The sequence below is a fragment of the Paraburkholderia sediminicola genome, assembly GCF_046026675.1.
Taxonomy (GTDB): domain Bacteria; phylum Pseudomonadota; class Gammaproteobacteria; order Burkholderiales; family Burkholderiaceae; genus Paraburkholderia; species Paraburkholderia sediminicola_F.
The window spans coordinates 79,429-94,661 of record NZ_JAQQEY010000003.1; the positions used below are offsets into that span (position 1 = coordinate 79,429).

The 15,233-nt window shown below is 56.6% G+C and carries 11 protein-coding genes; all 11 read left to right on the forward strand.

Features of this window, described 5'->3' with window-relative positions; genetic code table 11:
• Window positions 1–379 precede the first annotated feature (379 nt).
• The 11 genes from PQQ86_RS38530 (at window position 380) to PQQ86_RS38580 (ending at window position 15,101) form a co-directional block, all read left to right on the forward strand.
• Window positions 380–1,534, forward strand: coding sequence for a CoA transferase (locus PQQ86_RS38530; protein ID WP_408250409.1), 1,155 nt, complete (start codon window positions 380–382; stop codon window positions 1,532–1,534).
• A complete protein-coding gene (locus tag PQQ86_RS38535; RefSeq protein WP_408250407.1) occupies window positions 1,531–2,748 on the forward strand; it encodes a CaiB/BaiF CoA transferase family protein in 1,218 nt (405 codons plus the stop codon). Before PQQ86_RS38530 ends, PQQ86_RS38535 begins: the two co-directional genes overlap by 4 nt.
• Window positions 2,745–3,926 carry a thiolase family protein gene (locus PQQ86_RS38540; RefSeq protein ID WP_408250405.1) on the forward strand — a complete coding sequence of 394 codons (1,182 nt, stop codon included), beginning with the start codon at window positions 2,745–2,747 and terminating at the stop codon, window positions 3,924–3,926. Before PQQ86_RS38535 ends, PQQ86_RS38540 begins: the two co-directional genes overlap by 4 nt.
• A gap of 11 nt (window positions 3,927–3,937) precedes the next feature.
• On the forward strand, window positions 3,938–4,354 hold the full coding sequence (locus tag PQQ86_RS38545) for a Zn-ribbon domain-containing OB-fold protein (protein WP_408250403.1): 417 nt from the start codon (window positions 3,938–3,940) through the stop codon (window positions 4,352–4,354).
• A gap of 48 nt (window positions 4,355–4,402) precedes the next feature.
• Window positions 4,403–5,746 carry an MFS transporter gene (locus tag PQQ86_RS38550; protein WP_408279524.1) on the forward strand — a complete coding sequence of 448 codons (1,344 nt, stop codon included), beginning with the start codon at window positions 4,403–4,405 and terminating at the stop codon, window positions 5,744–5,746.
• A gap of 284 nt (window positions 5,747–6,030) precedes the next feature.
• The gene (gene aldA, locus PQQ86_RS38555; protein WP_408279525.1) at window positions 6,031–7,467 is read left to right on the forward strand and encodes an aldehyde dehydrogenase; all 1,437 of its coding nucleotides are present in this window, start codon (window positions 6,031–6,033) and stop codon (window positions 7,465–7,467) included.
• A gap of 157 nt (window positions 7,468–7,624) precedes the next feature.
• On the forward strand, window positions 7,625–8,251 hold the full coding sequence (locus tag PQQ86_RS38560; RefSeq protein WP_408250397.1) for a GntR family transcriptional regulator: 627 nt from the start codon (window positions 7,625–7,627) through the stop codon (window positions 8,249–8,251).
• Window positions 8,252–9,341: 1,090 nt separating this feature from the next.
• Window positions 9,342–10,508 (forward strand): porin, encoded by a 1,167-nt coding sequence (locus tag PQQ86_RS38565; RefSeq protein ID WP_408250395.1) that lies wholly within the window; start codon window positions 9,342–9,344, stop codon window positions 10,506–10,508.
• Window positions 10,509–10,989: 481 nt separating this feature from the next.
• On the forward strand, window positions 10,990–12,165 hold the full coding sequence (locus tag PQQ86_RS38570; protein ID WP_408279526.1) for an alpha-hydroxy-acid oxidizing protein: 1,176 nt from the start codon (window positions 10,990–10,992) through the stop codon (window positions 12,163–12,165).
• Between the two features lie 203 nt (window positions 12,166–12,368).
• Window positions 12,369–13,451: an enolase C-terminal domain-like protein gene (locus PQQ86_RS38575; protein ID WP_408279527.1), complete on the forward strand. Its 1,083-nt coding sequence runs from the start codon at window positions 12,369–12,371 to the stop codon at window positions 13,449–13,451.
• A 162-nt stretch (window positions 13,452–13,613) separates the two neighbouring features.
• Entirely contained in the window at window positions 13,614–15,101 is a 1,488-nt protein-coding gene (locus tag PQQ86_RS38580; RefSeq protein ID WP_408279528.1) for a DHA2 family efflux MFS transporter permease subunit, read from the forward strand.
• The last annotated feature ends 132 nt before the right edge of the window (window positions 15,102–15,233 follow it).

A 15,233-nucleotide genomic window follows, 5' to 3' on the forward strand; every position in this document is an offset into this window, starting at 1 on the left:
CACTCTGGTCGATTTCGCCGCCGTCAACGCGTCCTAGGTCGCCGGCTCGGCGACAAACGCGGGCGCACGCCGCCGAGTTCGCAACCGACTTGCTCGAGGCGCCTGCCCAGCAAGCATCGGCACTTGCGGGATGATTTTCATCTCCAGATCCGAACCGCCTAATTTGCCGGCCGTCATGACTGATATCCGCACGAAGTAGTGCGCGACGAACCGGATGGTTCTTACGATGATTCGAAGAGTGACGACTTTCAATCATCTGGGTCGCCCATACCGCATTCCTGATGTTTCGAGAACTCAGGGTTAGTCCCACCGCCCGCCACATTGCCTACATACAAAATATAAATTATATTTCTCTCACTGACTACTTTGTGAGGCATCTATGGCCGGACCATACGACGGCGTAACCATTCTGGACCTGACGTACGATCTCGGGCGATACGCAACGCGGCTTTTTGCGGACCTTGGCGCAAAGGTTGTGCGCGTCGAACCCCCGGAGGGCGCAATGGATCGTATCGCTGCGATAAGCGATGACGACGCAGGCGCGAAGTACGAATTCGAGTTTTTCAACGCCAGCAAATCGGCAATCTCCCTCGATTTGTGCACGGCTGAGGGATTAGAAACCTTTCGTGAACTCGCGGTCGGCGCCGACGCCGTGGTACTCGAGCGAGGGGGCCCGCTTTACGACAAGATCGAATGGCTGAGGGATGCTTCGCCACGGACCGTTGTCGCGTCAGTATCGCCATTTGGGCGCACGGGTCCGTTGGCGGACGCGCCTGCGAGTGATCTGGTTCTGCAGGCGGCAGGGGGTATCGCGTGGCTGTCCGGTAGGGTGGAGGATGCACCGCTTCGGCTGCCAGGTTCTCAGGCTACGATGGTTGCCGGTGTCTACCTTGCCGTCGCTATGTCTGTGGCCCTCCTAGATACGGAAGCAAGCGGCTCTGGGCACGTGATCGACTTGTCGGCACAAGAGGCAATCGCGCATTCGCTCCAAAACTCGATACAGGTTTACGACTTTGAACGGCGTGTTTCCATGAGAGGTGGTGAGGGAACACGCGATGCAAGCGAGAACGTGCTCGCCTGCAAGGACGGGCATATCTTCCTCGCCGCGCCGCGCACTTTGGGGGTTTCCTGGAACTCGTTGATGTCTTGGATCGCAGAGGTGGGCCACCCTGCGTCGCAGGAGTTCGAGCAGGAGCGCTGGGCGGATCGCAAGTGGCGTCTCACCCGTGAGGCAAAAGACCTATTTCGACAAACCATTGAGCCGTTCCTTATCAATTTTACGAAAGCAGAGATCACACAGCAGGGCTTAAAGCGAAAAATCGTGCTCGCTCCGGCTTCAACCCTTCAAGACGTTCTGGACGACCCGCAACTGGCATATACCGGTTACTTCAAGCGTCTTGACACAAGTGCGTTGCTGGGCACCGGCATCACGATGCCTGGCGCTCCGTATCGGTTCTCACAAGACATGTGGAGTGTGGCCGCAGCGCCGGCTATCGATAAACGGTCGTTCGGTGCAGAGGAGATTCAACAATGAGACAGGATATTCTTCGAGGCATTCGTTTCACTGACCTCACTTGGGCAGGCGCAGGTCCGTTCGGCACTAAAGTATTTTCGGATTTTGGGGCTGAAGTGATCAAAATTGAAAGCATGACGCGGCCCGACACCGTACGCACGGCTGGTCCATTCAAGGATGGCATTGCCGGTACCAACCGCAGTGGCTATTTTGCTTCTCGCAACACCGGAAAGAAAAGCGTCGCGATTGATCTGAAGACGGACGCCGGAAAGAAGATCGTTCTCGAACTGATCGCGAAGTCGGATGTCGTGACAAACAACTTCGGACCCGGGGTAATGGACCGCCTAGGCCTCGGATATGAGGCGCTGAAGGAGATCAAGCCAGACTTGATCTACCTGTCGATGCCTATGTATGGTCAGGATGGGCCTCGTGCGCAACTTCTCGGTGTTGGCATGACCATTAGTGCCGTGAGCGGGATCATGATGCACACGGCGTACGACGCATCCCATCCGGTCGGCCCGGGAACACATTACCCGGATCATGCTGCCAACCCATACCATGCCGCTTTCTCCGTGCTCGCAGCGCTACGCCACCGTCGCAAGACCGGGTTCGGCGCTAGGATTGACCTCTCGCAAGTCGAATCCACGGTGAATTTCATGGGTCCGATGCTCGTCGAGGCGGCTCATACCGGTGCGGAGCCACCGACGGTCGGGAACCGGCATCGTGCGCATGCGCCTCACAACATTTTCCGTTGTGAGGGAGAGGACGCGTGGGTCGCCATCACCGTCCTGGAGGACGAGCAGTGGCGCGCGCTCGCGAACGTTATCGATCAAGCGGATCTGGCCCAGGACCCGGATCTGCGCACGGCGAAAGGGCGACGCGCGAACATCGAAAGAATTGAATCCGCTCTTTCCCAGTGGACATCTCACAAGCGAGCGGGTGAGGTCGTAGATACGCTCCGGGCCGCCGGAGTGCCGGTGGCCTCTGTAGCCTGCTCACGTGATCTCATTGAGACCGATAAGCAACTTCTCGCCCGAAATTACTGGCAGTACGTACCGCACCCCGAGGTCGGTCCGACGCTGATCAGTTCGCCACCCTTCCTTCTTGATGGCGCACGCGTTGCACTCGAGCCGCCGCCGCTATTCGGCGAACATACGCACTCCGTTCTACAGGAGGACCTTGGACTATCTGCGGACCAGATCCGCACGCTCGAAGAGCTGGGAGCGTTGAAATGACTGCAGGAACTTCAGCTGGAGCGACACGTATGCGGCGGGCTGCCGCCGTGATTGGTGTCGGCCACACGGACTGGCGGTCCGACTGGGAGCGGTCGCGGCAAGGCGAGAAACCTGCGGACAGTTACGGATACGCGGTTACCGCGTTGCGCGCAGCGCTCGATGATGCCGGCATCTCGAAGGACGATATCGACGGCTTGATCGTCGGTCCCACAACCGCCTACGAGCGCATGTCGGAGGTCCTGGGAATCGACCCTCGTTGGGGCGATCAGGCCGATGCGGTGCTTTCCGTCGCACAGGCTGTCTCTGCAATCGAATGCGGTTTAGCCGAAACTGTCGCGCTGGTCTATGGCAACGACCAGAGAACGGCCAAGATCCAGTACGGCGGTCCGCAAGCAATGGGTGGCGATGCAATCCTCTCCTACGTGTATCACGCACCGTGGGGCATGACCTCGCAGGGCGCGCTCTATGCGCTCACCTTTCAGGCATACAAAGAAGCGCGAGGATTCGCGGACGCCGACCTCGGGCGCGTTGCGGTTGCTCAGCGCCAATGGGCGTCTCTCAATCCCAATGCCGTCATGCGTAAGCCCATCACGCTGGACGACTATATGGCAGCGAGGCATATCTGTGCACCGCTCAGACTGTACGACTACTGCATGATTAATGATGGTGGTGTCGCGCTGATCATTACGAGCCGAGAAAGGGCTCTCACAGCCAAGCAAAAGCCTGTATTTATCGAAGCGGTCGGGCGCCGGGATCTGAATGCGGGTGCAACGAGCCTCGAGCCACGATTGACCGAGTTCTATTTGCCTGCACAGCAAGACTGCGCCCGGCAGGCTTTTGAGGTCGCTGGAATCGGGCCGTCCGATGTCGATCTGTTTCAGGTTTACGACAGTTTTTCTGTTCACGTTCCGCTTGCTCTGGAAGGTTACGGATACTGCGCGGTGGGCGACGCAGCGGGCTTCCTTCGTGACAAGGGTATTGGCCCCGGGGGGGCATTGCCAACTAATACCAGCGGGGGCCATCTCTCCGAGAGCTACATGCAAGGCTGGGCACATCAGATCGAATGCGTCAGGCAATTGCGCGGGCAGTGTGGTGAGCGACAAGTGGATGGCGCGAGATTCGCTCATTACACCTCCGACGTGGCAGGAAAGGCTGTTTCCATCATCTATGGCATCTAGGAGGTCATCCCATGGTTGACGACCACAATCAATTTCCCGCGGGCGCGGTACTAGGCCACTATGACGTCCCGATGTGGACAAGCATCAAGAAGGGAGCGATGGCGTTGCAGTGCTGTTCGGACTGCAACCACTTTCACTATCCGCCGGGCCCTGCGTGTCCGCGCTGCCTGAGCAGTGCGCTGGTCTGGAAACCCATCTCAGGGCAAGGCGAAGTCATTTCATGGATTCGCTTTGAACGGACCTACCTCGATAATTATCCGGCGCCGTACAAAGTGATCGCGGTGAGATTAGCCGAAGGTCCGATCATGATTTCAAATCTTGACACTATCGACGACAGCGCATGCGCAATCGGCGCGAAGGTAAGTCTGGTCTACACGACACTGGGAGACGACACGGTGTTGCCTCGGTTCAAGCTGATCGACGGGTAGTACAGGACCCCTTCGAAACCGACAGACAACAAAGAATGGAGACATGCCGTGACCAACCCAGTGCTGTCGCGCGCGACTGCCAAAGTCGAACGCCGACTCATACCGTTCCTCATGCTGATTTTCCTCGTGGCCTTTCTCGACAGGGCAAACGTCGGATTTGCGAAGGGGGATCTGCAAATATACGTAGGAATCTCGGACAGCGTCTTCGCACTTGGTGCGGGCCTCTTTTTTATTACCTACGCGCTGCTCGAAGTACCGAGCACCATGATGATGCACAAGATGGGGGCGAGATTCTGGATGTCGCGGATTATGGTGACCTGGGGACTGGCAAGCGCCGCGCTAATGTTCACCAAAGGTCCACTGTCTTTCTACGCCTTGCGGCTTCTTCTAGGAGCGGCGGAAGCGGGATTGTTTCCTGCCGCGATCTACTACATGGGCTGCTGGTTTCCGGATAAATCGCGCGGAAAGGCAATAGGATATTTCTTTGTTGCGGCGCCTATCGCCCTTGTCGTCGGCGGACCGGTTTCCGGGCTATTGCTGGGACTCAACGGCTTTTTCTCGCTCGCGGGTTGGCAATGGATGTTTTTAATTGAAGGTCTGGCAGCCTGTGTTGTTGGGTTCTGGGCGTACTGGTATATGGACGACACGCCTGCCAAGGCGCGCTGGCTGTCCGATGAAGAGCGGTCTGCGCTAGTTGATCGCCTTGCGCTTGAGGCGTCCTCCAAGGCGGGAGAAAAAGCCCCCCCAAGCTGGAGACAGATTCTTGCTGACTCGAAGGTGTGGCGGGCGACGGCTGTCCATTTTTTTGGGCAAGTCGCGTCCTATGGCGTCGTGTTCTATCTGCCGGCCCAGGTTTCTGCATTGCTTGGCAAAAAGATGGGGCTGGAGGTGGGCCTGGTTTCCGCTATTCCATGGGCCGTCGCGGGCGCCGCGTGCATCTGGTTGCCCACCCTTGCTGACAGGATCAACCGCCATCGTGCCATGTCGGTAATCCTGTTCACAGTGGGCGGCCTGTCGCTTGCTCTTACCGCGTATGGCAGTCCAGTGATGCGCATGCTGTTCATGTGCATCTCGTGCGCTGCGGTCATAACAGTGTGTCCTATTTATTGGACCTTTTTGCCACGGTATCTCACGGGGGAAGCCGCTGCCCGCGGCATCGGCTTTGCGAGCTCTCTTGGCATCATTGGTGCTTTCATCGCACCGAACCTGCGCGCGCTTGTTTCCCAGGCAATGGGCGGCCCCACGTACGGTTTGTTCGCGATTGCCCTTGTCGCTCTGGTGGGTGCGATTTGCGTCTCGACTTTGCCGTGGCCCGTCAACGTGCAACGCTCCAGAGTTCAGGTGAATGGCGGTGCCTCGACGCGGGCCGCCCTCGAGCAGTTGGGAGAATGATAACGGCCAGCAATGGCGTCAAATCGCTGATATCCGGTGAGACGTTTTGATCGATCCAAATCGAGAAAACAATGCCAAAGGCGTTTCGCGCGGTCAGCTACTAGGGAGTTACCGGCACGCGCGGTATTACCGCAACGTAACGACGCCTGTCCACCGAAGAGGCATTGTTCCTGGACAGCGAAGCTCCTGTCTCACCAAAAGGCGCCGAACGGAACCGCACTGTGTGAGGGCAGTAAGCCGCAGGGCAGCATCCTCTTCCACATATCGTATGCATCGGAGCAACAATGGAATCGAAAGTTATCACCTACCAGCACTACATCGGTGGAAGTTTTCACAATGCTGAAAGCTTCATTGATGTCATTAACCCGGCTTCCGAAGAGTTTATAACCCGGTCGCCGGTCGCATCTGCGGCCGTCGTTCAGGAGGCGGTCGCTGCAGCGAAGGCTGCTCAGCCGTCGTGGGCGAAGAAGCCCGCAATCGAGCGTGCTGGCTATCTGCGAAGAATCGCTGGCAAGATCCGTTCGAATGGAGACCGCCTCGCCCGAATTATCAGCGAGGAGCAGGGCAAGACGCTCGGGCTTGCGAATGTCGAAGTGGCTTTCGCAGCAGACTATATGGACTATATGGCAGAATGGGCTCGCCGGATCGAAGGAGAAGTCATCACCAGTGACCGGCCCGGTGAACAGATCTTTATGTTCCGGAAGCCTCTGGGCGTTGTGGCCGGTATCTTGCCTTGGAATTTTCCATTGTTCATGATCGCAAGAAAGATGGCGCCGGCACTCGTCACGGGCAACACGATCGTGATCAAGCCTAGCGAAGAGACGCCGATCAACTGTTTTGAGTTTGCGCGCCTTGTCGCGGAGACGGATCTCCCAGAAGGCGTATTCAACGTGGTAGGCGGCTGCGGCGAGACGGGTGCCGCGTTGTCGAGTCACCCGGATGTCGACTTCATCAGCTTCACGGGCAGTGTCTCGACAGGCTCCAGAATAATGTCGGCAGCGGCCTCGAATGTGACAAAGGTGAATCTGGAACTGGGTGGGAAAGCTCCGGCGATCGTTCTGGCGGACGCCGATCTCGAGGTCGCTGTGTCGGCCATTCGCAGCTCGCGGATCCTCAACAGTGGTCAAGTTTGCAACAGCGCGGAACGGGTTTACGTTCATCGCTCAGTCGCGGCCGAATTTACCGACAAGATCGCCTCTGCGATGAAAGCCACCCGCTTCGGCAATCCGTTGCTCGATGAGAACATTGAAATGGGGCCACTTATCAACCGTGCAGGCGTCAACAGGGTTGACGCGATGGTTCAATCGGCGGCCAAGCAGGGCGCAGAAGTGATCACCGGTGGAGCAGTTTTTTCTGATGGACCTGGATTTCACTATTTGCCGACGGTCATCGCAAACTGCGACGGCAACATGTCGGTGATGCGAGACGAGATGTTCGCTCCGGTCCTGCCTATCCAGATCATTGACGACCTCGACGAAGGAATTGCCCTCGCAAACAACACGAGCTATGGCTTGACGTCCTCACTCTACACGCGTGACCTATCTGCCGCGATGAAAGCGTGCCGCGAACTTGATTTTGGGGAAACCTACATCAACCGGGAACACTTCGAGGCGATGCAGGGCTTCCACGCCGGAGTTCGGAAATCAGGTATCGGTGGGGCAGATGGCAAACACGGGCTTTACGAATTCATGCACACGCACGTCGTCTACCTGCAGGCCTAAACCACGATGTGGTAAAAAACAAGCCCCCGCGAGGCGACATATACATTATATAATTAGCGCCATCCCGTCGATGCGGGGTGGCGTTTTGCTTTTCGAAAAAGGGCGCATCGGCGAAAAAAGCCCGGGCGAAGTGGGCGGTCAACGGTGGATATAAGAAATGGCATTTCTGACGAAGCTTGACCAGGTGGCGGAGAAAATCCGGGAGCAAATCCTTGCCGGCGAGTATGCGCGCGGGGAAAAATTGAAGCAGGTGGATATCGCTGAACAGCTCGGCGTATCAGTAACTCCCGTTCGTGAAGCGCTAAAAGTACTCGAGATGGAAGGGTATATCGTTAGCCAGCCTCATCGCGGCCTGTGCGTGCCGGAGCTTGACTTCAATCAGGCGGCGGAGATTTTCTCGTTACGGCTTTTGCTCGAAAGCGAACTAACTCGGGAGGCGCTACGCAAGCTGACCCCAGAGGGCATGAAAGAGCTGAAGGCTGCTCAAGCAGAGCTCGTCCGACTGATGAAAGGGAAGAATATCTTCGCCCTTCGGGCAGGAAATGTCCGATTCCATTTCAAACTTTATGAGATGGCGCAGCGGCCCCAGACGCTGCAATTCGTACGTGTACTGTGGGCGAAGTATCCATTCAACTATCAGGAGCAGCAGACGCTCGGATTGAAGCAAATCAAGAGCGAACACGACGAATTTTTAACGCATGCAGAAGCAGGAGATATCGATTCCGCCGTTGCTACCATGTGCGACCATATCAAGCATGGCTGGGAGAGGGCTCAAGCCGGCTAGAATCAAGGGGACCGTCTGGAGTCTCCTACCACCCTGTCGGTTGATCAGGGGGCTTTCGTGACCACAGGGCGCGACGGTCGCTAGGTTCAGCTCGACGGCGGGACGAAAACGGTCAGTTTGAAGATCGTTGAACGGTGAACAAGCTGGTCGATCGGGGCCACCGGGCTGTCGCATTCCGGGTCGGCGGCGTTTCTGCGCGAGGGCGACTGATTGGGTGTCGCAACAAAGGCTTTGTATGTCGTACCGATCCCGATCGGCTAGAGCTGCATGTTAATCCGGCCTGATTCTTTCTTACTAACACAAGTCATCGCGCGTGGTGACTGTGACGCCGAAGTGGACAAATTTCGCGACCCTGACGCGCAGCCCCGTACCTCTGGGCATGATTTTTTGCGTTGCGCCCGAAAGGGCTGTTGATCCGCGCAATGCCGAGCGCGATTCCAGAGTGGCTTGTCCGGCCACTCGAAAGGCCAAAACACGATAATGCAGCGCCTTTCGCGAGACTCGGTCACCAACGTTATCACATACGCTTTCGAGAGCATCGGAACAGCGCCGAAGTCGAAGGCGGCTGCATTTTTGTCGGCCCTGAATGTGACTCGGCGCGATAGCGCTCGCACCTTCGTCTGGCCCAGGCGCAGCTTTGGCGTCAAACGGAGGCGGCAACGAGGCGCCTTCCAACCCTCCGCGACTGATCCGTCAGTCCTCCAGCTAAACTTGGCTTTCTGAACCATCGCGGCTCGGTGTTCGAGCACGAGCTTGGCTCCGGCCACAGAGGAGCTTGTCGCCGGTACCCGCAGCAAACCGAGGGTTTCTCCCACAGGGCGCTGTATTGCGAAGCGAAGAAATATAAATTATATTTTGGGCGTGCTTTTGTTGCGCTGGGAAGTTACCAGATGCATATCGTACGAAGAAAGCGACGGATCACACTGCGTCAGCAGCGATCGTGCTTATGCATCGCGTTTCGGTCGTGGCCTCGGTGCACGCTTCTGTAGGGATTTGTAGAAGGCGTTATCGCACACGCGATCTTGGTCGGACTCGAGCATATGTATACGTTCATTTAGTACTACAAAAAAATAATTTCATGGAGATAAAGATGAAGAAATCGCTTGCTGTCGCCCTTGGTCTTGCGACGTTTTCTGGTATCGCCGCAGCACAAAATTCCGTAACCCTTTACGGTGTCATTGACGTTGGGATTTTGTACGTCAACAACGCTAAGGGAGGGAAGCAATGGTCAGAGGCCCCGGCGGGCCTTCAAGGCAACCGTTGGGGACTCAAGGGAAGCGAAGATTTGGGCGGCGGACTCAAAGCCATCTTTACTCTCGAGAATGGTTTTTTTGTAAACACCGGCGCGCTGGCGCAAGGTGGCGCGGAATTCGGACGTCAGGCTTTTGTCGGTCTGTCCAGTCCTATGGGCACGGTAACCCTGGGCCGGCAATATGACTCAATAGTCGACTACGTGGTCCCGATGAAAGCTGGAGGCACGACCGCAGGCGGATACGCAAATCATCCGGGCGACCTGGACAACACAGGAAACGACTATCGCGTCAACAACTCCGTCAAGTATGTGAGTCCCAGCTTTAACGGTCTGAGTTTCAGTGGTGTGTTTAGCCCGGGCGGAGTCGCCGGCAATTTCGCACAAAATCGTGTTTACTCGGTGGGTGCCGGATATAAACAAGGACCGCTCCAGCTTGGCGCGGCCTACTTGGTTGCGCGCAACCCTAACTTTTCGTATTACAGCAACAACCCGAGTTCCAGTGCTACCGGAAACAATCTGTCATCTGTTGTCGCCTTTTCGGGCTATGCGTCCGCCCAAACGCTACAGATCGTCGGCGCAGCCGGCGGATATACGTTCGGCACGGCGACCGCCCAAATCTTATACACGAATGTTCAGTTCCAGAATTTCCAACCTGGCGCCACGCTAAATCCGCAGGGGCTGCGAGGGAAGGCAATCTTCAACACATGGGAAGCGAATTTTAACGTGCTTCCCCGTCCGGACATTCTGGTGGGTGTGTCATACGCCTACACGCGGGGATCGGACGTGACGAGCGGCAATGCTGGCGGTGTCAATTATCATCAATTGCACCTTGGTGTTGACTATTTCTTGTCTAAGCGTACGGATGTCTATGCCGTTGTCTTCGGACAGCACGCGTCCGGACGTGACTCAACGGGCAAGGCGGCCGTCGCCCAGGTCTTCACTTTGTCGCCGTCTTCGACGAGTAACCAGGTTGCAGCGACCATCTCTCTGCGACACAAGTTTTAAGGGGGCGTCCGCAGGGCGCATGTATCCGGGGCTGGAAGGACCGCGGTGAGGAGCTCAGGCAAGCTTATGGCAGAAGGTAAGCGATGAATTGGCATTAGGAACGCGGTGATTATGGAAACGTCCAGAATAGGCCTAACAGGTAAACCACGAAGGAAGTGCCGTCGCCGCAATCCTGTCGATGAGGTGGGCCATGCATTGGTCCAGGCAGGAATGACTTGGCTCACCTCCTGTCCAGTTAAGAAAGGCAAATCGCGCGGTTTGATGGGTCTCCTGGGGAGATAGGGCGTAGTAAAGGTTTTCTGGATCGCACGGCATCAGCGGTCGGGTATGGGGCTTGCCGGAGACGTTCTGGTGTGAAAGTACGGCTCAACGATTCACTGATACCCGGTGGGCTTGTCTCACTAGCCAGGGGTTTGAAAGCGTTGAATATCCGCATTCCAAATTTTCTGTGGCAAAAAATTCAACATTGAGTGGAGTAGACATGGGCAACGGAAACCAACACTTCGGAGATTTTCAGGTTGACATCTATAAAGCCGGATTGCGGGGGATAGTTCCTCGTTTTCCAGTTGACTTCGCCAGCCTCGAACGTCAAGCCGGCGTGATCTTGCCACCATGGATCTACAGTTACGTTGCGGGCGGCTGCGGCGACGAATTCACCCAGCGCAAGAATGTGGAGGCGTTTCAAAATTTCGGATTGGTTCCGCGAATGCTGAACGGAGGACCCAACAGAGATTTGAGTGTTTCGTTGTTTGGCCGTCAGTTGCGAGCGCCTATATTTCTTTGTCCGATTGGTGTGCTCGGTATTTGTTCTCAAGATTTCCATGGGGACTTGCGTACTGCCGAAGCTTGCGTGCAAACCGATATCCCCATGATGGTATCAACCCTGACGATGGATCCAATGGAAGACATCGCACGGACGCTTGGGACGACTCCGAAGTACTTCCAATTGTATTTCCCGAAGGATCGCGAGTTGGCATTGAGCTTTATTCGACGTGCAGAGCGCGCGGGGTTCGACGCAATATCAGTCACGCTCGATACCTGGGTAACCGGATGGCGACCGCGGGATCTGAATTTCGCAAATTTCCCTCAGTTGCGGGGGCATTGTCTCGCCAACTACTTCACGGATGAACATTTTATCCGGCGACTGAAGCAGCCACCTGAGGAAGACTTGGTTGCAGCCGCCCATGAATGGATAAATGTATTCGGTGCTCATCTGACTTGGGATGACATTCGGTGGTTACGTGAAAACACGCGACTTCCGCTGATTGTCAAAGGAATCTGCCATCCGGACGACGCTCGCCGAGCCGTCGATCATGGTGTCAACGCAATTCAGTGTTCGAACCATGGTGGACGGCAGGCGAACGGCGGGCTGTCAGCGCTTGGAATGCTGGAAGACGTTGTCAAGGCTGCGCAAGGAACACCGGTACTCTTTGATTCGGGGGTGCGTAGCGGAAGCGACGTAGTGAAAGCGCTAGCAATGGGTGCTACAAGCGTCGGGATTGGCCGCCCGTACGCGTATGCGCTAGCCGTGGGAGGTACAGAGGGCGTCGTCCACTTTCTTAAGTCAATCCTCGCTGAGGCTGACCTCCTTATGGCGATTGATGGTTATCCAACCATTGCAGACTTGAGGAACGCCGGACTGACGAAAAGTCGCTAAGCGAAGCGCTATTTTTGAGACTTTGACGTGGCCCGGGGAGCGAGGTCGGCTCTCAGCCTTAGAAGCACCTTGGAGGCATGTCAGGTGCGTCACGGCATGCCGGGAGTGCCGAATTGCGACTCCTTGCACCCACGCTTCCGGATCGCAAGGGAGCGCGGTCAAAACTTAGCTGGCCACGCAATCAATGACGACTGGAGACAAGCATGAGCGGATTTAACCTAACGATCGAAAGAGTGCGAGCGCGAGCCGTAGTGGTACCAATTGCTCGACCGGTTCGAACGGCCGTCGGGGATGTGCCGGCGGCGCCGCTGGTCCTGATTGACGTGCACACCCGAGAGGGAATCGTCGGCAGCTCCTATCTGTTTGGCTACACCCCTTTCGCGCTCGAACCACTGGTCACAATTGTCGAGCAATTTGGAAACGAGTTAGTCGGGAAAGCTGTCGTTCCGTATGAGCGCATGCGAGAGTTCCACGCCAAGCTCAGATTGCTGGGTTGTCAAGGGCTCGCCGGCATGGTGATCTCGGGGCTAGACATGGCGTTCTGGGACGCGCTAGGCAAAGCGGCGAACATGCCAGTAGTCAACCTGCTTGGGGGCAGGCCGACACCGCTCCGTGCATACGACAGCTATGGGATGGTCGACCTGGAAGCGGACGGGCAGGCGCTACTGAACTCCTGCAAACGCGGATTTCGCGGCGTCAAGATCAAGATCGGCTATGAGGAATTGGCCCGCGACTATCAGGTGGTTCGAGGTGTCCGCGATCTGATTGGGGCGGACGTCGCGCTAATGGTGGATTACAACCAGAGTCTTGACCCAGCAGAGGCGAAGCGTCGAATCGAATGTTTGCGAGAGTTTGATTTGCACTGGGTGGAAGAACCCGTTCCAGCCGAGGATGTCATCGGTCATGCCGAGGTGCGGCGTGCCGGCCACGCAAGGATTCAAACTGGAGAGAACTGGTGGTTCCCGCGCGGCATGCAGCAAGCCATCAGCGCCGGCGCATCTGACTTCGCCATGCCCGACATCATGAAAATCGGCGGTGTCACCGGCTGGATGCAGGCGGCCGCACTGGCAGAGGCTGCTTCATTGCCGCTTTCGAGTCATCTCTTCGTGGAAGCCAGCGCCCATGTACTTGCGGTTAGCCCCACGTTCCACTGGCTGGAATACCTCGACTTTGCAGGCGGAATACTGCAGGAGCGTCTCTTACCCGTTGATGGCATGGTTACGGCCCGGGGGCCGGGACTGGGGATGGCCTGGAATGAAGACGCCGTGAAGGAATTTTCGATCTAAAAGGACTATTGATCAAAAACGTCGCCGAAATCTTTTCCTTGATTGCGCCGAAGGTCAGGCCTTCGGTCTTGCGATTACTCTTTGCACGCTTGATATAAAAGGCTCCTATCTATGGCCGTTGAGGTAATGCCCTGTCGCGCGGCGGTTCCGGTAAATCGTGGCATGCTCACCGTTTCGATCATGCTTGCGACGCTAATGCAGACGCTCGACAGCACCATTGCGAACGTCGCGTTGCCGCATATGCAGGGAAGTTTGTCGGCGTCCCAAGATGAGATCACATGGGTGCTGACCTCCTATATTGTGGCTGCGGCGATTGCTATGCCTCTCACGGGCTGGCTCTCTGAGCGTCTGAGTATCAAGCGTGTCCTCGCTATATCGATCACGGGATTCACGGTGGCTTCAGCATTTTGTGGACTATCTGAAACTTTGAGTCAGATCGTTGCCTCACGTTTGCTGCAGGGCCTCTTCGGCGCGTCGCTCGTGCCGCTTTCGCAATCAATTTTGCTCGACATAAATCCACGCGAAAAGCAGGGGCAGGCGATGGCGGTATGGGGCATGGGGGTGATGGTGGGTCCGATCCTAGGCCCGACGCTTGGCGGCTGGTTGACCGACAGTTACAACTGGCGATGGGTATTTTTTATCAACTTGCCAATCGGCGCGTTCGCGCTCTTTGGTGTGTTGACCTTTCTACCAAGGCAGGCGCGCAAACTCGAAACTCGCTTTGACGCCTTCGGATTCGTGATGCTTAGCATTGCAATCGGTGCGTTCCAGGCAATGCTTGATCGCGGCGAGCAACTGGACTGGTTCGACTCGCTGGAAATTCGTATCGAAGCGCTGCTTGCGGTGCTGAGCTTCGTTTTTTTCCTGGCGCACACCGCTACCGCAGGGCCAAAGTCGTTCTTTCGATATCAATTGTTCAAAAATGCGAACTTCGCCACCGGCGCGTGTTTCATATTCGTTGTCGGGGGGGTGATGTATGCGACGCGTGCGCTGCTTCCACCGATGCTGCAGAACCTGATGGGTTATCCCGTGGCGACGACCGGGCTTGTAACTGCGCCAAGCGGGGTCGGCACAATGGTAGCCTTGCTGTTCGCTGGTCGGTTGCTGAACCGGATCGACGCCCGATTTTTGCTCGTTGCAGGCTTTCTGACCTCAGCGTTTGCGCTTTGGCAAATGATGCATTATACGATCACGCTGTCAGTGTCGGATATCGTATGGCCCGGCGTGATCCAAGGTTTCGGCCTTGGACTTGTCTTTGTACCGCTTAGTGCCCTGACATTCTCCACTCTCGCCCCGGCATTGCGAGCTGACGGCACTGCAGCCTATGCCCTGATGCGCAATATGGGCAGCAGTATTGGCATTTCGATTATGCAGACGTTGATCACGCGCAACACGCAGGTTGCGCACGCTGATCTCGCCGCCAATGTGAACGTCTTCAACCCGTCAATGCAACCGATACTCGCGAGCGGGTCGACCTACGACTTCGCACTGCTCAATCAGTCGATCACGCAGCAAGCTTCGATGATCGCCTATCTGGACGACTTTAAGTTAATGTTTGCTGCGACGTTCCTGGTCGTTCCACTAGTGCTGTTGATACGACCGGCGAAAAGTACGGAAGACGACACGGTCGGGCATGCCGCAATGGAGTAGGCCACTAGTATCTCCCGAGTGATACCAGGGAGCCGCGTCCACGCCCTGACGACAGTGCGCAATGATTCGCGTCGAAATGCCGGTCGTCTAAATGTCAGGGCGAGGGTGTACGCCCTCGCCGCGTAAATGCCA

Excerpts from the sequence above, each read along its gene's own strand:
- PQQ86_RS38570 (WP_408279526.1), top strand. The coding sequence starts at position 10,990 with ATGGGCAACGGAAACCAACACTTCGGAGATTTTCAGGTTGACATCTAT.
- PQQ86_RS38535 (WP_408250407.1), top strand. The coding sequence starts at position 1,531 with ATGAGACAGGATATTCTTCGAGGCATTCGTTTCACTGACCTCACTTGG.
- PQQ86_RS38560 (WP_408250397.1), top strand. The coding sequence starts at position 7,625 with ATGGCATTTCTGACGAAGCTTGACCAGGTGGCGGAGAAAATCCGGGAG.
- PQQ86_RS38580 (WP_408279528.1), top strand. The coding sequence starts at position 13,614 with ATGCTCACCGTTTCGATCATGCTTGCGACGCTAATGCAGACGCTCGAC.
- PQQ86_RS38575 (WP_408279527.1), top strand. The coding sequence starts at position 12,369 with ATGAGCGGATTTAACCTAACGATCGAAAGAGTGCGAGCGCGAGCCGTA.
- PQQ86_RS38565 (WP_408250395.1), top strand. The coding sequence starts at position 9,342 with ATGAAGAAATCGCTTGCTGTCGCCCTTGGTCTTGCGACGTTTTCTGGT.
- PQQ86_RS38530 (WP_408250409.1), top strand. The coding sequence starts at position 380 with ATGGCCGGACCATACGACGGCGTAACCATTCTGGACCTGACGTACGAT.
- aldA (WP_408279525.1), top strand. The coding sequence starts at position 6,031 with ATGGAATCGAAAGTTATCACCTACCAGCACTACATCGGTGGAAGTTTT.
- PQQ86_RS38540 (WP_408250405.1), top strand. The coding sequence starts at position 2,745 with ATGACTGCAGGAACTTCAGCTGGAGCGACACGTATGCGGCGGGCTGCC.
- PQQ86_RS38545 (WP_408250403.1), top strand. The coding sequence starts at position 3,938 with ATGGTTGACGACCACAATCAATTTCCCGCGGGCGCGGTACTAGGCCAC.